This is a genomic window from Vreelandella sulfidaeris Esulfide1, assembly GCF_054072535.1.
On the sequence record NZ_CM133364.1, the window covers coordinates 2,649,152 to 2,670,926 of the forward strand.

Genomic DNA, 21,775 nt, shown 5'->3' on the forward strand with positions numbered 1-21,775 from the left:
TGAAACGCCATGGAAGAAGAGGCACGCCCTATTCCGCTTTCGGCCCTGCAGCATACGCTGTTCTGCCCGCGCCAATGCGCGCTGATCCATGTAGAGCAGCAATGGGCCGAAAACCGTTATACCGCTGAAGGCCGTTTATTACATGAACGCGCTGACCAGTTGGGGCATCAGCGTCGCCGGGGCGTACACACTTCCATGGCCTTGCCTTTGGCAAGTGAAGAGCTGGGCTTGAGCGGTATTGCCGATGTTGTAGAGTTTGATGAACGTCAATCACCTTTGACTGTCCGGCCTATTGAGTACAAACGCGGACGACCTAAAGCGCACCGAGCGGATGAGGTGCAGCTTTGCGCTCAGGCGCTCTGCCTGGAAGAGATGCTAGATATCCATATCGACTCTGGTGCCCTATTTTATGGCAAAACACGACGGCGCAAAGACGTCGTCTTTGATGCCACGCTACGCACGTTAACTCATCGTATTATTGAGCAAACCCGCGCTATTTTTGATGAGCAGCAGACGCCACAAGCTATTTACGACGCCAAAAAGTGTGATCACTGCTCCCTTGTCGATATTTGCCAACCTCAAGTGTTTAGCAAGCAGCGCTCCGCAAGCCAATGGCTTACCCGCCAACTTGATGCCCTGGATGAGTAACGCCAATGCGACGACAGTTAAATTCACTGTACATCACCACCGAAGGTGCTTGGCTTAAAAAAGAAGGCGCCAATATTGTCATGCAGGTAGAAGGGAAAGAGCGCGCCAGGCTTCCCATTCATATGCTGGAATCCCTTGTATGCTTTGGCCGTGTGCTTGTGTCTCCACCGTTAATGGGATTCTGCGCTGAACAAGGCGTTACCATCACCCACCTGTCACCGAACGGGAAATTCTTGGCGCGTATTGAAGGCCCCGTCTCTGGCAATGTATTACTCAGGCGCACTCAATATCGTGTCAGTGATAACGAAGCTTCCTGTTCGAGCCTAGTCAGTAGCCTTTTGATTGGTAAAGTCCATAACCAGCGCGCTGTTCTCGCCCGGGGCATTCGCGATTACGGCAGCAAGATGCCACCTCATGATCGCCAGCGTCTGGAAGCGGCTCGTGACCGGCTAAGTCGCATCGCACGTAATTTACTGCAACCTGCCACAACCAATGAGCTACGGGGCCTAGAAGGAGAAGCCGCCCAAGTATATTTCAGCGTCTTCAATTTATTAGTGCGTCAAGAAGGTGATGCCTTTGAGTTTAAGGGCCGCAATCGACGCCCGCCGAGAGACCGCATTAATGCGTTATTGTCGTTTTTGTATACGCTGCTCACCCACGACTGCCGTTCAGCACTAGAGAGCGTCGGCTTAGACCCTGCCGTGGGCTTTTTACACCGGGATCGCCCAGGCCGCCCAAGCCTTGCGCTTGACCTCGCAGAAGAGTTTCGCCCTTTGTTGGGTGATCGACTAGCCCTGTCGCTCATCAATCGCCGTCAGTTACGCGAAAAAGACTTTAACATTACTGAAAGCAATGGCGTCGTTATGACAGATGATGCCCGCAAGCTGGTGCTGACTGCTTACCAGGAGCGAAAGCGTGAAGAGCTGTTGCATACGTTTATTGATGAAAAAGCCCCTATAGGCATGCTGCCCATACTGCAATCTCAATTAATAGCACGTCATCTGCGGGGTGACTTAGATGCTTACCCACCTTTCCTTTGGAAATAGCATACTGGGGGCAATATCATGATGGTACTGGTCAGTTACGATGTCAGCACCTCTTCAGAGGGCGGTGAAGGCAGGCTGCGGCGAGTAGCAAAAGCGTGTCGAGATGTAGGGCAGCGAGTACAATTTTCCGTGTTTGAAATTGAAGTAGATCCCGATCAATGGGTACGCTTTCGTCAACGCTTGATCGACTTGATTGATGACGAGGTGGACAGCTTACGCTTTTACTTCTTAGGCCGAAATTGGAAAAACCGCATCGAACATATTGGTGCCAAGCCCGCCTTAGATATGAATGGCCCTTTAGTTTTTTAATGTTCCTCTTGTTTGCGAACCCTAAGTGTCTTGCCAAATCCCGTCAGGTTCGCAGCTCTTTAATAAATTGATTTTAATAATAAATTCTTTCGTCTACTCCTTTGCACCCAGCAAAATCGGTTAATGCTCTGTGTTTCGCAAAAGCATGTCTTTTTGCTTTTATTTTTCATGATGTTATAAACAGAACGGTCGCGCCCTGCCCGGGGCGTGCGGATAGAAACCCTGTCAGCATGCAGTTCGACAATGAGTGGATCGTCGCGCCCTGCCCGGGGCGTGCGGATAGAAACAGTTCTTGCGCCTGCGTCGTCGTGCTGGCATGGGGTCGCGCCCTGCCCGGGGCGTGCGGATAGAAACGATGCGCTTACGCTTGGGGTTGTCCAGCACGTAGCGTCGCGCCCTGCCCGGGGCGTGCGGATAGAAACGTTGCCAACGAGCTTGAACCGCTTCAAGCGACCATGTCGCGCCCTGCCCGGGGCGTGCGGATAGAAACCAGCTCTACCTGGATCGCCGCCGCCGGTACAAAAACGTCGCGCCCTGCCCGGGGCGTGCGGATAGAAACCTGTACTTGATGACCACGCTCGTACTTGTTGCGGGTCGCGCCCTGCCCGGGGCGTGCGGATAGAAACTCGTCTACGCCCGCCATCAGCGTTTTAATCTGACGTCGCGCCCTGCCCGGGGCGTGCGGATAGAAACGTTCAATGCATCAATCATAACATCTGTTTGGTCATGTCGCGCCCTGCCCGGGGCGTGCGGATAGAAACTTTGATCTATGGGAAGATGCCAAGCAAACGCTAGGGTCGCGCCCTGCCCGGGGCGTGCGGATAGAAACGCTAGCCACTTGTTACAGTAAGGCCGGGAGAGTGCCGTCGCGCCCTGCCCGGGGCGTGCGGATAGAAACACCGGGTCATGGAACAGCGCAGCGGCATTGACAGCGTCGCGCCCTGCCCGGGGCGTGCGGATAGAAACAAGCAGCGTAATGATGCCCGAAAAGAATCAGCAGCGGTCGCGCCCTGCCCGGGGCGTGCGGATAGAAACGTTTGCCCATATTGCCCTGCATGATATAGCGCAAGTCGCGCCCTGCCCGGGGCGTGCGGATAGAAACCTGCCGAGGAGTTCAAGGCCGCCGCTGCGGATAAGTCGCGCCCTGCCCGGGGCGTGCGGATAGAAACAAGAAGTTGGTGGTGCCGATGCCATTCTTGATGATGTCGCGCCCTGCCCGGGGCGTGCGGATAGAAACAATACTGTTCTGGACCGCCGCGCTCATATCGCCCACGTCGCGCCCTGCCCGGGGCGTGCGGATAGAAACTTTACTGGTGAGCGTGTTAGCCAGCATTACCGTGGGTCGCGCCCTGCCCGGGGCGTGCGGATAGAAACGCCTACACCCGCCCGGTATCGCCAATAGTTAAACGTCGCGCCCTGCCCGGGGCGTGCGGATAGAAACTCGAGCGCGGCCTCGATCAGGTCGAGCATCCGGCGTCGCGCCCTGCCCGGGGCGTGCGGATAGAAACGCCGTGGATCCGGTAGAGGTGTAGGTGTTTGAACCGTCGCGCCCTGCCCGGGGCGTGCGGATAGAAACACTCACAGGCGAACGATAGTGGCGGCGATAGCGGTCGCGCCCTGCCCGGGGCGTGCGGATAGAAACTCAAGCGTGGCTATCTCACTGGCTGAAACTAGCGTCGCGCCCTGCCCGGGGCGTGCGGATAGAAACAACATGAAGCGGATTCACGCCCTGATAGTGAGCGGTCGCGCCCTGCCCGGGGCGTGCGGATAGAAACGATTCCTGATTAATCACTGGCGCCTCTTCGCGATGGTCGCGCCCTGCCCGGGGCGTGCGGATAGAAACAGCGTGGGTAGATCGACTTGCACCACACGGCCAGGGTCGCGCCCTGCCCGGGGCGTGCGGATAGAAACAATCGTGCGCGTGCGCAAAGCCACCGCCCTGAACGTCGCGCCCTGCCCGGGGCGTGCGGATAGAAACCACATTATCCACCAGGGTAAGCTTTATAGCGGCCGGGTCGCGCCCTGCCCGGGGCGTGCGGATAGAAACTCTAACAGGGCGGCAAGGTGTGTGCTGCCCGTCCGGTCGCGCCCCGCCCGGGGCGTGCGGATAGAAACGCCTCTTTCTTTGAGTCGAACGTGTGCCCGTGAATGTCGCGCCCCGCACAGGGCGTGCGGATAGAAACCATGGGGAGCGCGTAGAGCTAAATGATGAGACTGCGTCGCGCCCCGCCCGGGGCGTGCGGATAGAAACACCTACAAATCGGATATCTGGCAACGCTGCACTGAGTCGCGCCCCGCCCGGGGCGTGCGGATAGAAACAAGATCACGCCAACGCTTAATAACAGCCATACGTGCGTCGCGCCCCGCCCGGGGCGTGCGGATAGAAACAAATGCCGCCAGCATGTGCTTGTCGATGATCGACTGTCGCGCCCCGCACGGGGCGTGCGGATAGAAACTGTCCGGGTATCAGCATTAGACGCCCACCTCGAAAGTCGCGCCCCGCACGGGGCGTGCGGATAGAAACCATGGGGAGCGCGTAGAGCTAAATGATGAGACTGCGTCGCGCCCCGCACGGGGCGTGCGGATAGAAAGTTGGCGCGATGGTTAGCGATCTTTGCCAGCGTTTTGTCGCGCCCCACACGGGCGTGCGGATAGAAACTCATGCAATCGCTGCGCTCGCCAGCATCCTGGTAGGCCGCGCCACGCTAGGGGCGTGCGGTTATAAAAATGACCTAAGTTGGCTAGGCTAAAGACTCTCATTAAGTCGCATAACGCCTGCCATTTTTTCTTAATCAAATTTTATCAATCAAACAAGGTGATTTATGGCTGAACTACTCGATCCTACTAACGACTATGTGTTTAAACGACTCTTCGCAGAAGCACCTGAGCTACTTGTCAATTTGATTAACGATCTCCGTCCTGACCTGCCCGATATAGCTTCAGTAGAGATTTTAAATCCCAATATTGAACCGAGCGAGCTAACGGGAAAATACATCATTCTTGATGTGCTTGCGCGTGATGGTAGTGGTCACTGCTATAATGTGGAAATACAGGTACGCCGTTATGGCGCATGGCACAAGCGTGGATTATTTTATCTTACCCGCATGCTTGGTTCTCAACTCAACATAGGTGAGGATTATCGAGAATTAAGGGCTTCAGTAGGCCTGCATTTATTAGATTTTGATCTATTTACAGATACCGAGGAACAACGCGAACAAGCCATATGGCGATTTGAAATGCGCGATGAATGCCAACCCAATGTTTCGCTCGGGAACATTCTTCAAATGAATTTGATCGAACTTAGTAAGGCTGATCGTTTAGGGCTCCCATCCGACCCACTTGCGGCATGGATCACCTTTTTCAAACATTGGCAGGAGGAATTGACCATGGCTAATATTGCCCACGAGCCTGTAAAAAAGGCAATGAACCGTATCAAACAACTCAGTGCCGATGAAGAAACCCGCCGCCTCGCTTTTGTCCGTGAACGCGCCTTGCGTGATGAGGTTTCTTTTATCAACGACGCAGAGCAGCGTGGAATCGAAAAAGGCCGTGAGAACGTCGCTCAGAAGCTCATTGAGATGAATGTGCTAACTGATGACCAAATTGCCACTGCGTCAGGCTTGACTACTGCAGAGGTTAAAGCCCTGCGCAATGGCTAGTTTCCAGGCCAGCGGTGAAGCGGCCGGCCGCAGTAGGTCTCTAGTTATGTAATTTTCAAAATTGCATTGTCCATAAGCGTTACGTGTACCTACTTCCATACTGTAGTTGTGATTCCTACGTTTTCTCGGCAACCTAGTCCTTATTCACTCGACGCCGAGCACTGCCACCATGCCTACTGCCTTTGATCAAACGCTCGCGGCCATTGACGCCCTGCATGCTGAGGATCCGCGCGCCACTAACCTCGCCGATGGCACATCCATGCCCCAGGAACTGGCCTACGCCCAGCGCATGAGTGAGTGGCTAGAGCGTGTCCATGATGCTCCGGATGAGGTACTGCGCCTCGCCGTGCGTGCCCAGCACTTGCAGCGCTGGCTAGTGCCCCGTGATGAGTATCCCGAAGGGCGTGTGGGTTATTTGACCTGGCGACGCGACCAGGGCAAGCGAGCGGGCGAAACTACTGCCCAGTTAATGCGCGATGCGGGCTATGCAGCCGAAGAGGCCGACCGCGCAGCGACGATAATTGGCAAAAAAGGCCTGGGCCGCGATCCTGACGTTCAAGCGCTGGAAGATTGCGCCTGTCTGGTATTTCTGGAGAACTACTTTGCCGACTTCTCGCGTAAGATCGAACACGACCACATGGTGCGTATTGTGCAGATGACGTGGCGCAAAATGTCACCCCGCGCCCACGAGCTAGCCCTCGCACTGCCGATGTCGGACGCCTCCTTAGCGCTGGTCAAAGAAGCGCTGGGCGCAGAGTAAGCGACAGCGTAAAGCGTGACGGTGAGATGCAGCCAGACAGCCGCTGCGGTAAAGTAGCGGTCTTCTTTTATTGCGCCCCCGGCACTGACGGCTTGATCAACTATGATTGCATCCTTGGACACCCGTACCGCCCCGTTTGAACGTTTGGGCAAAGACTACGTGCGATTTCTACAAGCTCTCAAAACCCGCGGATTTGAGGGCGAAATAGCGCCTGACTATGCCAACCGCACGGTGCTGGCAACGGATAACTCGATTTACCAGCGTTTGCCCCAGGCGGCGGTTTATCCCAAGCATGCTGAAGATCTCGAACGGCTAACCCGACTGGCTGCGCAAACTACCCATCGCGCGATCGTACTAACACCGCGTGGCGGCGGCACGGGCACTAATGGGCAGTCGCTAACCGACGGCATCGTGGTGGATGTTTCCCGCTATATGAACCGGATTTTAGAGATCGATGTGGAGAAACGCCGTGTGCGGGTTCAAGCCGGCGTGGTGAAAGACCAGCTCAACGCTGCGCTCAAACCCCATGGGTTGTTCTTCGCCCCTGACCTTTCGACCTCCAATCGCGCCACCATTGGCGGCATGATCTCGACCGACGCCAGCGGCCAGGGCAGCTGTGAATACGGCAAGACCCGTAACCATGTGCTGGAACTGGATACCGTTCTGCTCGGTGGAAAGCATCTGCATAGCCGTGCGCTGACCCCGGAGGAGGAGCAGGCTGAACGTCAGCAAGAGGGCATTCTTGGTCGCGTCCATACCACCGCTGCCGAGATTATCGATCAACAGCGTGCATTGATTGAGACTACCTTTCCGCCGCTCAATCGCTGCTTGACCGGCTATGACTTGGCCCACCTGCGCAATGATCAAGGCCAGCTTGATCTCAATAGCTTGCTGTGCGGTTCGGAAGGCTCGCTGGGCTTTTTGAACGAAGCCGTGCTCAACGTACTGCCGATTCCCAAGCACGCCACCCTGGTCAACGTTCGTTACACCAGCTTTATGGACGCCCTCCGGGATGCCAAGGCGCTGATGGCGTCCAGCGCTCGTCCAACGTCCATCGAAACGGTGGATGACACTGTCCTCAAGCTCGCCATGGAGGATTTCGTATGGGATAGCGTGGCGGCCTTCTTCCCCGCTCACGCGAGTACCCCCATTGGCGGTATCAACCTGATCGAGTTCAATGACGATGACGAGGCTACCCTAGCTGAGCGGGTGAAGGCATTTACCGACCATCTCAGCCAGGATGCCAGCGTCGAACGCCTGGGCTACACCCTGGCGGAAGGGCGCGGTCAGATTCAAAAAGTCTATGCCATGCGTAAACGCTCGGTTGGCCTGCTTGGCAACGTGCAAGGCGAGAAGCGCCCCCTGCCATTCGTGGAAGACACCGCAGTGCCGCCGGAACATCTGGCAGATTTCATCGCCGAGTTCCGCGCTGCCCTGGACGCCCGCGGGCTCTCCTACGGAATGTTTGGGCACGTAGATGCAGGCGTACTCCATGTGCGCCCCGCTATCGATATGAAAGACCCCGAACAGGAAAAACTGATTCGCGCGGTATCCGATGAGGTCGCGGCACTCACCCAAAAATATGGCGGGCTGCTTTGGGGCGAACACGGCAAAGGCGTGCGCTCTGAATACGCGCCGACGTTTTTCGGCGAGCTCTACCCTAGCCTACAGCGGGTAAAAGCAGCATTTGACCCTTACAACCAGTTGAATCCCGGTAAAATCGCGACCCCTGCTGAAGAAGACCAACTGATTGCCAAAGATAGCGATCCTGATTTATTAACGGTCGATGGCGTTCCGATGCGCGGACAGTTTGATCGCACCATTGATGAACGTGCCTGGCAGGCGTATGACGCAGCTGTCTACTGTAACGGTAACGGCACCTGCTACAACTACGATGTTGACGACCCCATGTGCCCATCGTGGAAAGCGACCCGGGATCGCCGCCACTCGCCCAAAGGCCGCGCCAGCCTTATTCGCGAGTGGCTGCGCCTGCAATCACAGGCAGGGATCGATGTGGTGGAAGAGTCGCGCAAGAAAAAGGCCGAAGGCGGCTGGGGCTTTATCAAAAGCTTTCCGCGGCGTGTGGTCAACACACTGAGTCGCAAACAGCATCATGACTACTCCCACGAAGTATATGATGCCATGGCGGGCTGTCTGGCGTGCAAATCCTGCGCGGGGCAGTGCCCGGTGAAAGTTAACGTTCCCCAGTTCCGTTCGCAGTTTTTAGAGGTTTACCACGGCCGCTACCTTCGCCCGCTGCGCGACTACGTGATTGGCGGCACCGAGTTTATGGTGCCCACCCTGGCCAAAGCCGCACCGCTGTATAACGCAGTCATTGGTCAGCGCTGGGTAGAGCAGCTGATGCGCCGCACCTTGGGTATGAGCGATTCACCGGCGCTTTCACGGTCCAGCGTCAAAAAGCAGCTCAACGCCTGGGGCGTCGCCGAGGCAACGCCGCTCTCGCTGGCCCTGTTAACCGAACAGCAGCGCGCCAACAGCGTGATTATTGTGCAGGATGCTTTCACCACCCATTTTGAAGCCAAACTGGTGATGGACGTGGTGGAACTGCTCTCGCGTCTCAATCTACGCGTATTTGTGATGCACTATTCGGCGAACGGCAAACCGCTCCAGGTGCAAGGTTTCTTGGGCGCCTTCGAGCGTACCGCCGCCAAGCAGGCCGAACGGCTGCGCACCTTGGCCCGCTTTGATATCCCCATGGTGGGCATTGATCCGGCGATGACGCTCACCTACCGTCAGGAGTACGTCAAAGCCCTGGGCAATGAAGCAGTGCCGGAAGTTCTCATGCTCCAAGAGTGGCTCGCCACGCGTATTAATACCCTGGCGCCTAGCGCATTAACGCTCCCCGACCCTGGCTTTAAACTGCTTTCCCACTGCACGGAAAAAACCAACGCCCCCGGCAGCCCCAAAGCGTGGCAGCAGGTATTTGCCGCGTTTGGTTTAGAGCTTGAATTGGTGGTCACTGGCTGCTGCGGCATGTCCGGCACCTACGGCCACGAGACCCGCAACGCCGCCACCTCAAAAACGATCTACGCCCAGTCCTGGCAGCCCCAGGTGGAAGCAAAGGAAAACGCAGGCAAGCTACTGGCGACCGGCTACTCCTGCCGCAGCCAGGTGAAGCGTTATTCTGAACAAGTTCTGCTGCACCCTTTGCAGGCGCTACTCATTACCCTAAAACACGGCTAAAGTTTGTACAAACACTAAACCTTGTATAACGTTGAGGGAGCTAACGGCGTGCAGTGCAGAAAGCTGTCACGCTGTTTATTGACTGTTATTTTCAGGAGCTGCCTTGTTATCTCTACTTTCCTCCTTGACTCGCCTAGGCGCAGGTGCTGTTTTAACCCTGAGCCTGGCGGCCATGGCTGTCGCTCAGGAAAACCGTGTTGAGACACAGACAGTGGCCAACGCACCGCGAATAGAAATACTGCCTCTCACGGGCAGTGTTACCGCTCTGCGTACCTCACAACTTTCGAGCGCGGAAGCAGGCTTGGTCAGTGAGCTGGCGGTTGAAATGGGCGACAACGTCACCCAAGGCGAGCCGTTGCTATCGCTCGATACCCGCGATATCACCTTAGAAAACCAGCGCGCCCGCGCCGATCTGGCCCAGGCAGAAGCTGAGCGCGACGAAGCTCAACGGTTGGTTAACGAGGCGAATCAGCTCTCGGCGCAAAACTTTGCTGCCAGCGATCGGCGCCAACGTGAAAGCAGGCTGGCCGCCGCACAGGCCACGCTTGAAGCGCGCCGCGCAGACTATGCACTCACTCAGCTGCAGTTAGAGCGTCATCAAATACGTGCCCCCTTTGACGGTATGGTTACCCAACGAGAGAGCAACGTTGGCGAGTGGGTCAACCCAGGTGATGCCCTGCTCACGCTGGTTGACTTAGCGTCGCTTAGGCTCGATTTTTCGGTACCGCTGTCGGCTTACCAACGCTTTGAAGGTTCCACCTTAGCGGTGCGCCTGGAAGGCGATGAGCAGTGGCACACGGCACGCACCTTGGCACGTATTCCTCTGGACGCCAGTTCACGGCAGTTTTTACTTCGCGCCGTGACAGATACTCCGCTTGAGATGTTGCCGGGCATGGCCGTCGAGGGGCGGTTACAGGTTAACGGCGAGAGCGGGCCCAGCGTACCGCGGGATGCACTGATTCGCCGCCCCGATGGCAGCGTCAGCGTTTGGCTCGCCCGCCAAACCGACGATACTTGGCAAGCCTTTGAGCAACGCGTTGAAATCGGCAGCAGCCATCAGGGAGAAGTGGCTGTGAATGAGGGGCTATCAGCGGGAGACCGCGTCATCGTCGTCGGTAATGAGCGCCTCGAAGAAGGGCAGAACGTGACCCTAAGCGACGACTAAAGGAGCACCCCTCACCTATGTTTGCCGCCATTATTCGTCACGGCATTTTGGTCAGTGTGATTACCCTGATCCTGCTGATTTTAGGCATCGCGGCCATCTGGCGGATCCCGGTGCAGATGATTCCCGACCTTGAAACCCGCGTGGTGGGCATTGAGACCCAGTGGCCGGGCGCGACGCCGCAGGATATCGAAAAAGATATCTTGATCGAGCAGGAGGAATTCCTGCGCAACGTGCCCAACCTTCAGCGCATGGAGTCCACTGCCAGCAGCGGTAGCGCCGAAATCGAGCTGGAGTTCCCGTTTGGGGTCGATCTCACCGAGACCTTGATTCGGGTTAACAACGCGCTAAGCCAAGTGCCCTCCTACCCCAACAACGTCGACCAGCCCCGCATCGTCGCCAACTCCTTTTCCGCCAACGCCTTTATGTACTTTAACGTTGGCCCCCGGGAGGGCAACCCACGCCAGCTCGATATGCCCGCCATGCGTGACTACCTGGAGGACAATGTCAGACCGCGGCTGGAGAGTGTGGCGGGTGTTTCGGAAGTCACGGTGTCCGGTGGTGCCGAGCGGCAAATGCAGCTACTGATCGACCCTGAGGCACTGGCCGCCCGTGAACTAAGTATCCCCGATATTCAGGCCGCGCTTCAGGCACGCAACCAGGATGTGTCCGGTGGTAATCTGGAGAGCGGCAAACGCCGCTACCTGCTGCGCACCGTCGGTCGGTTTGAAGACGTTGAAAGCCTTGAAGCGCTCATTCTTAAGCGCGAGGGGGACGCCGTGACCCGGCTTGGCGATATCGCCAAGGTGCAACAATCCTACGCCGAACTGACCTCCCGGGCTTACAGCTCGGATGGTCAGCCGGTATTGAGCGTGCAGGTGCGCCGGGAGCCGGGTGCCAATGTGATCGATATCAAGCGCGCGATGCTGGATGAAGTCGCGGCGCTGAACGAAGGGCTCCTGGCAGAACAAGGCATGCGCATGACGCTTTCCAGCGATGACGTGCGTTATGTCGAATCATCGATTGCTAACGTGTGGGTCAACTTGGGCCTCGGTGCACTGTTTGCCACTCTGGTGATGTACGCGTTTTTGCGCTCGGCACGCGCCACCATGGCCGGGATCATCGGCATCCCTATCTGCACCATCGCGGCTTTTCTTGGCCTGCTGCTGGCGGGTCGTACGCTCAACGTCATTTCGCTGGCGGGCGTCGCTTTCGCCATTGGCATGACGATAGACAACACCATCGTGGTGCTGGAGAGCGTAGAAACCCAGCGCCGCCGTGGTTTGGCGCGCTTTGAAGCAGCGCTCGAGGGTGTCAAGCAAGTATGGCCGGCGGTGCTCGCCTCAACGCTGACCACTATCTTGGTATTTGTGCCGATCTTCTTTATTCAGCAGGAAGCCGGTCAGCTCTATTCGGATATTGCGGTAGCCATCTCCACCTCGATTATCATTTCGATGGTGGTGGCGATAACGGTCATTCCCACCCTCGGCGCGCATATCGACTTTCGCGGTAAAGAGAGCGCTTCAACGGCAGCGCCGCGCTGGGTACGTGGCTGCCTATGGGTGGTGAATTGCATGATTCACACTGCGTTCCGGCGGTTAATGGCCATCGTGCTAGGCATTGCCGGTGGCATTGGGATTTTTGTGTGGCTGACGCCCCCAGCGGAGTACTTGCCCGAAGGCGAAGAGGCCAAAACCTTCGTAAGCATGAACGCCCCGGCGAGCTATAACCTAGCCACCATGGATGCGATTGCCCAAACCCTGCAGCAAGAGCTCGAGCCCCATGTAGGCGCCGATCCTGAACGCTTTGAGCGTGGCGATACCGATATTCCGCCGATTAGCACCATGGGCATTCAAGCCGAAGCTCAAAGCCTGCGGATCATTGCTGAAACCAGCGATCCCACCCATATTGAAGCCTTGATGGATGCACTCACCCAGCGTTTTGAAGCCTACCCGGATATGCGCGCCTTTGCCGCCCGGGGCTCGATTATTTCCAGCAATGACGGCGGTACACGCAGTATCACGCTGGATATCGCCGGTAACGATTTAAACGAGCTTTACACCACCGCCAATGCCATTTACCAACGCGCTCAAGACGTTTTCGACAACCCACGCATTCAGTCCCGCCCTTCCGCCCTGGATCTCGGCCAACCGTTGATTGAAGTGTATCCCGACTGGGAACGCGCTGCTGAGGTGGGTATGGACACCAGCGCCCTAGGCACCACCGTGGCAGTGCTCACCAACGGCGCCTACCTGGATGATTTTTACCTCGATGACGAGAAAATCGATCTCTACGGCTACGGCCCTGGCGCGGGGAATATCGCGCTGGATGACCTCGCCACCCTGCCTATCCACACACCGTCAGGCATCAACGTGCCGCTTAATACCCTTGCGGAGATTCGTGAAACCGTAGGGACGGCTACCCTGCGGCGCGTCGATGGGCGTCGCAGTGTCACGCTGGACGTCATTCCACCGCGCAGCGTGGCGCTGGAAGCGGGTATCGAGCGCATGCAGCGCGAAGTGATAGAGGCCATGAGCGACGAAGGTACGCTGCCAGCTAACATTAATGTCACCGTCAGCGGCGCAGGCGACCAATTAGACGCTACCCGCCAAGCCCTTACTGGCAATGCCTTGATTGCCTTGGCGATCGTCTATTTGTTACTGGTGGCCATTTTTGCCCATTGGGGTTACCCATTGCTGATTCTGGCGACCATTCCACTCGGCGCCGCGGGAGGCATTGTGGGGCTATGGTTAATGAATACCGTGGGCGCGCAACTGCCGAAAATTGGCTTGAACGCCATCAGCCAGCCGTTCGACATGATCACCATGCTAGGCTTTTTAATTCTGATGGGAACGGTAGTCAATAACCCTATCCTGGTGGTTCATCAGGCGAGAGAGAATCTGCGCACGGCGAGCATGAGCGTTCGCGACGCCGTACATCAAGCCGTAGAGAGCCGGTTACGGCCCATTGCGATGACCACGCTGACGACCCTGTGCGGCCTTTCACCGCTGGTGTTTTTGCCGGGGGAAGGCACCGAGCTTTACCGCGGCGTCGGTGCCATTGTGCTCTTTGGGCTGCTTGGCACGGCGATTGTCACCGTTACCTTCTTACCTGCCCTGACGGTGGCCGTGCTGAGTTGGAAAAAACCAAAACGATCGGCCTAAGCGAGGGTTTTATTAGGCTAGGCTTCGATTAGAAGAAGAGGCGTTTGAGCGCTAAGCCGGGGTCGCTTTCGCGCATAAACGCTTCGCCCACCAAAAAGCCGTTAACGTTATGGTCGCGCATTAGCTCTACGTCATCGCGAGTGTGAATGCCTGATTCGGTAATCACAGTAACGCTCTCTGGTATACGCGGCAGCAGATCCAGTGTGGTATTGAGACTGGTGTCAAAGGTGTGCAAATTGCGGTTGTTGATACCCACCAGCTTTAGCTCCAACGCCAAGGCGCGCTCCAGCTCGTCTGCATCGTGCACCTCGACCAACACATCCATTCCCAGTTGATTGGCCTGCTGGTGTAGATCACGCAGCTGTGCGTCATCCAGGGCGGCGACGATCAATAGGATGCAGTCGGCACCAATGGCTCGCGCTTCACTGACCTGATAACCATGGGTGATAAAGTCTTTACGAATCACCGGTAGCGTACACACATCCCGCGCGGCAATTAGATAGTCTTCGTGGCCCTGGAAGAAGTCGGCATCGGTGAGCACCGATAGACAGGCAGCGCCCCCTTGCGCATAGCTTTTGGCGATATCGGACGGATGAAACTCTTCACGAATAACGCCTTTTGAGGGAGAGGCTTTTTTCACTTCGGCGATAATGGCAGCATCCCCAGTAGCGATGCGCGTATTGAGGGCCTCAATAAAACCACGCGGCGCGCTCTGCTGCTCTCCTAGCGCGAGTAAATCCGCTTCAGAGACGGCTTGGCGGCGCTCAGCCACTTCCTGATCTTTACGGGCCAGAATGCGGGTTAAAATAGTCGGCGTTGACTGTTGAGTCATAGTGGTCTCTTCTTATTTAAAAGCGTGCTGCTGAAAACGGACTATTTAAACACGCTGGTAAAGTGCGAAAGCTCTTTGAGTTTTTCCAGCGGCAGTTTGGACGCCTGGGCGTCTTGGGCGACCATCACGCCCTCTTTCAATGTGTCGGCCACCCCCGCACAGTAAAGTGCAGCGCCTGCGTTCAGCGCGACCATATCAGCCGCCGCACCTTCACCTGAAAGCGCTGCCTTGACCAAGCGCAGGCTGTCCTCGGCGCTGTTGGCTTTCAGCGTCGCCAAGCTTTGGCGCTCGATGCCCAGTTCCTCGGGTGTAATGGTGTACTGAGTAATCACACCCTCTTTTAGCTCGGCGACTAACGTCGGGCTGGCCAGCGATATTTCATCCAGCCCCTCCTCGGAGTGCACGACCATCACGTGGCGGCTACCCAAGGTTTTAAGCACTTCTGCCATTAACGGCACCAGTTCGGGTGCATAAACACCGAGCACTTGGTTGGGCGCGCCAGCGGGGTTGGTCAACGGGCCTAGAATATTGAACAGGGTGCGCACGCCCATTTCGCGACGTGGGCCAATGGCGTAGCGCATGGCCGGATGGTGGTTGGGGGCAAACATAAAGCCCACACCCACCTGCTCGATGCAGCGCGCCACCTGATCAGGTTTGAGGTCGAGATAGATACCAGCCACATCGAATAAATCCGCACTGCCAGAAGACGACGAAACGCTGCGGTTACCGTGCTTAGCCACATGGGCACCAGCGGCGGCAGCCACAAAACTGGCCGCAGTGGAAACGTTAAACAGGTTAGCGCCATCGCCACCGGTGCCGACGATATCCACCACGTTCTCAGCGTTAAGCTCAACGCGCTTCATCAGTTCGCGCATTACCTGGGCGGCAGCGCTAATTTCGATGGCACTTTCGCCCTTCATGGCCAAGCCGACCAGCAGCCCGCCAATTTGTGCGTCAGAGGCATCGCCGGTCATGATTTGACGCATCAAAGCGTGCATGGCATCGAAAGAGAGGTCTTCGCGGCGCATCACCGCATTAATCGCGTCTCGCATTTGCATAAGCAGTGGAGCCCTTAAAGCGTTTGAAACCGGCCGTCAGCCGCGTTTTAAAAAATTGGCCAAAAGCTCATGGCCTTGGCGGGTAAGAATGGATTCAGGGTGAAACTGGACCCCTTCGATATCCAGCTCGCGGTGGCGCAACCCCATGATCAAGCCGGGGGTCACGTCGCCTTCGCCGGTCCAGGCGGTAATTTCCAAGCAATCCGGCAGCGTCTCTTTATCGACGACAAGGGAGTGATAACGGGTCACTTCCACGGGGTTATCCAACCCTTCGAACACGCCTTGGCTATCGTGCAGTACGACTGATGTTTTGCCGTGCATCACCTGTGGAGCGCGCACCACCTTGCCACCGTAGACTTGGCCAATGGCCTGATGACCAAGGCAAACACCCAAGATAGGCAGTTTGCCCGCGAAGTGCTCAATGGCAGCCATGGAAATACCCGCCTCATTGGGCGTGCAGGGCCCTGGCGATACCACTAGGTGTGTCGGCGCCAGCGCTTCGATCTGCTCAATGGTGATCTCGTCATTACGGTGAGTGATGACGTCTGCGCCCAGCTCACCTAGGTACTGCACGATGTTGAACGTGAAACTATCGTAGTTATCGAGCATTAAGACTGTTTGAGCCATAACCCCTTGATACTCCTATAATCGCCTGTGCAATGGCTCTTTTGTCATCCAGGCGGTTACCCAGATTAGTCATCGATTGCCATCCGCTTCATGCGTTCGATGATACCGCAACCCGAGCCTCTCTTGCAGGGGTTAAGTGCCATCCTGGATGAGTCGACAGGCGGCGTACTTAAACTCAGGGATTTTGCCATAGGGATCGAGTGCCGGATTGGTGAGTAGATTCGCGACGGCTTCGGCCAACTGGCAGGAGAGCGAATCACACACCCGCACTGTGTAAATGCTCAGGTAACTGATCGCGTTGGCGTAAACTAGGCTGTTGTCGCTCGTCATCCAGCAGTGCCCGCAGAGCGACCAGCGCTACAGGGGATAAATCGAGGCCTTGTGGGTGGCCACGCCGCCGACGCAAAGAAGAAACCGTTCGGTCAGTCATAAGGCACGCTATGATGAGGGGAATATTATTCAGCATAGTGGCACTTGCCCCTGGAGGAAATCCTCCCTTAGGCAACACCCTCTCGAATTACCGGTGCATTGGAACTAGCAACTGTCCGCCGCAGTCTTTATTATCTGCCGTCTTTTTTGGATAGCTTTGCGGGCAGCTTTTGGGATAGTTTTTAAGTTAGTTTTTATGATAGCTATTACGATCGTTTTTAAGACAATTTTTTAGATACTTTCTAGCCAGTTAGGAGCGTGGGATGTTAAAGCGGGTTACCTGGATGTGTACGCTCTTATTCGTCGCATTAATAAGCACAGCACCATCCTATGCCAACACAACACTGCGCGTTATGGCCTCGTTTTCAGTGATAGAAGACTTGGTCAACCGGATTGCTGGTGACGCAGTCAGCGTCAACGTCATTGTTCCCCGGGGTGAAGATGTTCACCGCTGGGAGTTAACGCCGCCCAACGTGCTTGCGTTAGAAGAAACCCATATCGTGTTTTATAACGGGCTGGGCTTAGAACCGTGGATACGCCATGTTGAAGCGATGTCGGACGACCAAATCACCTTAATCGAAGTAGCCCAAAAGGCCGACTACGCCCCCTTGATGGTCTCTACCGGGCAGTATAAAGGCGAACCAGATCCGCATATTTGGATGGATCCTGCCGGAGCCGCAGCCTACATTGATGTTATTGCTGAGACCTTAGCTGAGCATATGCCCGACCAGGCAGAAGCATTTTATGCCCGTGCCGAAGAAGCCCGCAGGGCATTGAGTGATCTCAGCCAAGCGGTTAAGGAGCGGCTCGAAGGCATCCCAAAAACCAACCGCACCTTACTGACCAGCGAAGCTAGCTTTGGTTATTTTGCGGACGCCTTTGACTTCGAAGCGCTGGGATTGTGGGGGTTGAATAACGAGACCCAAGGCAGTGCCCAAGCAATGGCCAAGATGAGCGAGCATCTTGGCGAGAATCGCCCACCAGCGCTGCTCTATGAGAGCACCACACCTAGCATTCATATGGACGCATTGTCACGGGAGACATCGCTCCCCCTGGCAGGGCCACTGTATGTCGACACACTGAGTGGTGCAGACGGCCCGGCTGCCACTTACTCGGCCATGCTGCACCATAACGCTGAAATACTGCACTCAGCCCTGGGAGGCGCTACCGCCGAGTAATAGGATCGTCGTCATTAAAGATTATCCAAACCGCGCTCGGCCATGGCCACTGCGCGGAAAATCGCCCGGCCTTTGTTGAGGGTTTCTTGCCACTCCATATCAGGCACCGAATCAGCCACAATGCCCGCGCCAGCCTGAACGTGGAGTTGGCCGTCTTTGATCACCGCGGTACGAATGGCAATTGCGGTATCCATGTTGCCGTGCCAGGAGAGATAGCCAACTGCCCCGGAGTAAATTCCACGCTTAACCGGCTCAACTTCATCGATAATCTCCAGCGCACGAATTTTAGGCGCTCCCGAAACAGTACCGGCCGGGAATGTGGCCCGCAGCGCGTCCATGGCGGTTAAACCTGGCTTTAGCTTCCCCGTTACGTTAGAGACGATATGCATGACGTGGGAGTAGCGTTCAACCACCATCTGGTCGGTGACTTCCACGCTGCCCGTTTGGCAAATACGGCCAACGTCGTTACGCCCCAAATCGATCAACATAAGATGCTCGGCTAGCTCTTTCGGGTCGGCGAGCAGGTCTGCTTCCAGGGCGTCGTCTTCTTCCTCTGTTTTACCGCGCTTACGTGTTCCGGCAATGGGGCGCACGGTCACTTCGCCCTCTTCCATACGGGTCAGAATTTCCGGCGAAGAACCCACTACGTGATGATCATCCAAATTAAAGAAGAACATATAAGGCGATGGGTTGAGGCTACGCAGCGCGCGATAGAGATCCAGCGGCGAGGCCTGATAAGGAATCGACATACGCTGAGAGGGTACGCACTGCATGATGTCCCCCGCCAACACATACTCTTTGATTTTATCGACGGCGGCTTTGAAGCCCTGTTCCGTAAAACCAGAGTTAAAGTCACTCTCTTGCACCGGCTGCTTGCCGCTGCCAGCGTTATTAGGACTAATGTGCGCTTCACGTAGACGGGTTTCAAGATGCTTTAAATGCCCCTGGGCGCGTTCAAACGCGTCTGGCTCGGCAGGGTCAACGTGGGTCCAGATCGTCAGACGGCCTGAGAGATTGTCGAATACGACAAAGTCGTTGCATACCATTAACAGAATATCAGGCACGTTCAGCGGATCAGGCTTGTCCGCTCCACCGCGCAGGCGTGGTTCGATATAGCGAATGGTGTCGTAACCAAAGTACCCCACCAGACCACCATCGAAGCGTGGCTGATCATCCAGCTTAGGCACCTTAAAGCGGCTTTGGAATTTTTCGATCCACGCTAGCGGGTCCTCCACTTCGGTGACACCAACCGTTTCACCCTCTTTAATGTGGCGCACCGTAAAATCACGTACTTCAATACGTTCATGACTCGGCAAGCCAATCATTGAATACCGACCCCATTTTTCCCCCCCCTGTACCGACTCGAACAAGAAGGTCCAGGGAGTGTTCGCCAGCTTTAAATAAGTAGATAACGGCGTATCTAAATCAGCGAGGACATCACGCGAAACAGGAATTCGGTTGTAACCTGCTTGGCTAAGCTCGTGAAAATGTTCCGGGGTCATCATTAAGCGGTCCTTGTCGCATGGGGTACAGTCATCAACAGCTCTGTTAACGAAGAGAGCACTAAGTCAGGGTGGCTATCTTCGATGGGTTCGCCGTGATTATAGCCGTAGGGTAACGCCACAGTCGTAAAGCCCGCTGCTTTTCCCGCTGCGATATCATGGCGCGAGTCACCCACCATCACACACTCAGAAGGTGGTATTTGAGATGTTTGCGCAGCGTGCAGTAGCGGCAATGCACTGGGCTTTTTTTCGGCCAGTGAATCACCACCGACCCATAACGTAAAATAGTCCAGCAGTTCGAAGTGTTTTAAGAGTGGCTCAATAAAACGCTCGGGCTTATTGGTGATCAGTACTAATGTCATGCCCTGCTTATGCAGCGCCTGAAGCGCTGGCTGAACCCCAGGATAAAGAGTCGTGAGGACGCTGGGCGCTGCGCCATAATACGTCATAAAAGCATCATAGCCGCGCCGCTGAAGCGCTGGATCAGGCGCCGCTTGCAAGGCCCAAGCCAGGGCTCTTTCGACTAACACTGGCGCGCCATTGCCAACCCAGTCGCGCACATCGGATTCGCTCGGTTCAGGCAGATCAAGCTCCCGGAGTGCGCACGCCACCGCAGCAGCAAGGTCCGGTACGGAATCAATCAGCGTACCATCCAAGTCGAAAGCAATCAGCCGTTTACCCTGCAGTACTGGATGCAGGTCAGAATATCGTATTGAATCCACCTTCAATGCCCTCTAGCTATTGCCTTCTAGCGTCATCCACCGCTAAAAATACTTTATCTTCCTTCGCATTAGGCAACCATCTTACCTGCTCATGGCAAATTTTCGCATTAGTCAGAAGCGTAAGAAGCTTCTATGCTGGAGCTAATTTAGCCAAGGAGATAATGATGGCCATACCCAGAATCGTGATTGTCGGCGGTGGCGCAGGCGGGCTAGCCCTTGCCACGCGTCTAGGACATACATTAGGCAAGCGTAAACGCGCAGAGATTGTGCTGCTAGATCGTAATGCCACCCATGTTTGGAAACCGTTGCTCCATGAACTGGCGACCGGCGTACTGAATTCCAGCATGGACGAGGTAGATTACCGTGGCCATTCCACTGCACATTATTATCGCTATCAGCGTGGTTCGTTAACGGGAGTGGATCGTCAACAGCGCGTACTGCACTTAGCCCCCGTCGAAGACGAGGATGGCGACGAGGTACTGCCTGCTCGCGAGCTGACATATGACTATGTAGTGATGGCCCTGGGCAGTGTTTCAAATGACTTCGGCACGCCCGGCGTAGCAGAGCACTGTCACTTTATTGATTCGCCGCAGCAAGCCAAAGCATTTCAGCGCGATATGATTAATACCTTCCTGCGCTACACCGATCCCACGCTACGCCAACACGTCCAGTTGACTATCGGGATCGTGGGGGGCGGCGCAACAGGCGTGGAGCTTGCCGCCGAGCTATTTGATGCTTCGCGCATACTCAACGCCTACGGCGTTACCGCTATCGACCATCAGCACATCAGCGTGCACTTGCTGGAAGCGGCGCCGCGCTTACTGCCGGGGCTCTCTGAACGGGTCAGCCAAACAGTCAAAACCGAGCTTGAAAGCATGGGCGTGACCATCCACACCGATACCGCCATCAAGGAAGCACAGGCGTACAAGCTGATTACTGGCGACGGTGAAGAGATCGAAACGGATATTAATGTGTGGGCAGCGGGTATTAAAGCACCTTCGTTTCTAACGGAACTCGGCCTGACGACAAATAAGAAAAATCAGATCGAAGTGAAACGCACCCTGCAAAGTGTCGACGATGATAGGGTATTCGCGCTTGGTGACTGCGCCAGTTGCCCGATGGGAGAAGACAGTACCGTTCCACCTCGTGCACAAGCGGCGCATCAACAAGCGAAGCTATTAGCCAAAAACTTGGTTCACGAACTTGACGGCAAGCCACTGCAGGATTTCCGCTACCGCGATCATGGCTCGCTGGTATCGCTGGCCCGCTACGATGCGGTGGGCAATTTAATGCGTAGCTCCGCATCCAGAGGCCTATTTTTAGAGGGCTGGCTGGCACGTCAAGCTTACGCTTCGCTATACCGTATGCACCAGCTGGCTATTCATGGCGCGATAAAAACAGGGCTAGCGTGGCTAGTGGATAAACTCAACCGGTACTTAAAACCGCGTATGAAGCTTCACTAACCACCCTGGCTT

General features: G+C 56.0%; 16 protein-coding genes and 1 CRISPR repeat array. Of the genes, 10 read left to right on the top strand and 6 right to left on the bottom strand.

Annotated features, from left to right (window positions below; all coding sequences use genetic code 11):
- Positions 1–9 precede the first annotated feature (9 nt).
- The 8 genes from cas4 to ACW44H_RS12460 all read left to right on the top strand — a co-directional run bounded on the left by cas4 (position 10) and on the right by ACW44H_RS12460 (position 13,952).
- Positions 10–648, top strand: a complete 639-nt coding sequence (gene cas4, locus ACW44H_RS12425; protein WP_113270884.1) for a CRISPR-associated protein Cas4 — start codon at positions 10–12, stop codon at positions 646–648.
- 5 nt (positions 649–653) lie between these two features.
- The gene (cas1c, locus tag ACW44H_RS12430; protein ID WP_457504787.1) at positions 654–1,694 is read left to right on the top strand and encodes a type I-C CRISPR-associated endonuclease Cas1c; all 1,041 of its coding nucleotides are present in this window, start codon (positions 654–656) and stop codon (positions 1,692–1,694) included.
- Positions 1,695–1,712: 18 nt separating this feature from the next.
- Entirely contained in the window at positions 1,713–2,003 is a 291-nt protein-coding gene (gene cas2 / locus ACW44H_RS12435; RefSeq protein WP_113270882.1) for a CRISPR-associated endonuclease Cas2, read from the top strand.
- Positions 2,004–2,191: 188 nt separating this feature from the next.
- Positions 2,192–4,595: direct repeats of the CRISPR family, unit length 33 nt; unit sequence GTCGCGCCCTGCCCGGGGCGTGCGGATAGAAAC.
- Between the two features lie 230 nt (positions 4,596–4,825).
- Positions 4,826–5,662 (top strand): Rpn family recombination-promoting nuclease/putative transposase, encoded by an 837-nt coding sequence (locus ACW44H_RS12440; RefSeq protein ID WP_457504790.1) that lies wholly within the window; start codon positions 4,826–4,828, stop codon positions 5,660–5,662.
- Positions 5,663–5,831: 169 nt separating this feature from the next.
- On the top strand, positions 5,832–6,422 hold the full coding sequence (locus ACW44H_RS12445; RefSeq protein ID WP_457504791.1) for a DUF4202 domain-containing protein: 591 nt from the start codon (positions 5,832–5,834) through the stop codon (positions 6,420–6,422).
- Positions 6,423–6,524: 102 nt separating this feature from the next.
- Positions 6,525–9,626, top strand: a complete 3,102-nt coding sequence (gene ydiJ / locus ACW44H_RS12450) for a D-2-hydroxyglutarate dehydrogenase YdiJ (RefSeq protein WP_457504792.1) — start codon at positions 6,525–6,527, stop codon at positions 9,624–9,626.
- A 103-nt stretch (positions 9,627–9,729) separates the two neighbouring features.
- On the top strand, positions 9,730–10,791 hold the full coding sequence (locus ACW44H_RS12455; protein ID WP_457504794.1) for an efflux RND transporter periplasmic adaptor subunit: 1,062 nt from the start codon (positions 9,730–9,732) through the stop codon (positions 10,789–10,791).
- A 17-nt stretch (positions 10,792–10,808) separates the two neighbouring features.
- On the top strand, positions 10,809–13,952 hold the full coding sequence (locus ACW44H_RS12460; protein WP_457504795.1) for an efflux RND transporter permease subunit: 3,144 nt from the start codon (positions 10,809–10,811) through the stop codon (positions 13,950–13,952).
- A 28-nt stretch (positions 13,953–13,980) separates the two neighbouring features.
- Here ACW44H_RS12460 and trpC read toward each other — a convergent pair whose 3' ends face one another.
- The 4 genes from trpC to ACW44H_RS12480 form a co-directional block, all read right to left on the bottom strand.
- Positions 13,981–14,784: an indole-3-glycerol phosphate synthase TrpC gene (gene trpC / locus ACW44H_RS12465; RefSeq protein ID WP_447046054.1), complete on the bottom strand. Its 804-nt coding sequence runs from the start codon at positions 14,782–14,784 to the stop codon at positions 13,981–13,983.
- 41 nt (positions 14,785–14,825) lie between these two features.
- The gene (trpD, locus tag ACW44H_RS12470; protein ID WP_457504797.1) at positions 14,826–15,842 is read right to left on the bottom strand and encodes an anthranilate phosphoribosyltransferase; all 1,017 of its coding nucleotides are present in this window, start codon (positions 15,840–15,842) and stop codon (positions 14,826–14,828) included.
- Positions 15,843–15,878: 36 nt separating this feature from the next.
- On the bottom strand, positions 15,879–16,469 hold the full coding sequence (locus ACW44H_RS12475) for an anthranilate synthase component II (protein ID WP_457504799.1): 591 nt from the start codon (positions 16,467–16,469) through the stop codon (positions 15,879–15,881).
- Between the two features lie 256 nt (positions 16,470–16,725).
- Positions 16,726–16,899 (bottom strand): hypothetical protein, encoded by a 174-nt coding sequence (locus ACW44H_RS12480; RefSeq protein ID WP_457504800.1) that lies wholly within the window; start codon positions 16,897–16,899, stop codon positions 16,726–16,728.
- Between the two features lie 262 nt (positions 16,900–17,161).
- On the opposite strand from ACW44H_RS12480, the gene ACW44H_RS12485 reads away from it, so the two are divergent.
- Entirely contained in the window at positions 17,162–18,076 is a 915-nt protein-coding gene (locus ACW44H_RS12485; RefSeq protein WP_457504801.1) for a metal ABC transporter substrate-binding protein, read from the top strand.
- A gap of 14 nt (positions 18,077–18,090) precedes the next feature.
- On the opposite strand, the gene trpE is transcribed toward ACW44H_RS12485, so the two are convergent.
- The gene (trpE, locus tag ACW44H_RS12490) at positions 18,091–19,578 is read right to left on the bottom strand and encodes an anthranilate synthase component I (RefSeq protein ID WP_113271177.1); all 1,488 of its coding nucleotides are present in this window, start codon (positions 19,576–19,578) and stop codon (positions 18,091–18,093) included.
- Positions 19,579–19,580: 2 nt separating this feature from the next.
- The gene (locus ACW44H_RS12495) at positions 19,581–20,300 is read right to left on the bottom strand and encodes a phosphoglycolate phosphatase (protein ID WP_457504803.1); all 720 of its coding nucleotides are present in this window, start codon (positions 20,298–20,300) and stop codon (positions 19,581–19,583) included.
- A gap of 164 nt (positions 20,301–20,464) precedes the next feature.
- Here ACW44H_RS12495 and ACW44H_RS12500 point away from each other — a divergent pair, with 164 nt between their 5' ends.
- Positions 20,465–21,763: an NAD(P)/FAD-dependent oxidoreductase gene (locus tag ACW44H_RS12500; protein ID WP_457504805.1), complete on the top strand. Its 1,299-nt coding sequence runs from the start codon at positions 20,465–20,467 to the stop codon at positions 21,761–21,763.
- The last annotated feature ends 12 nt before the right edge of the window (positions 21,764–21,775 follow it).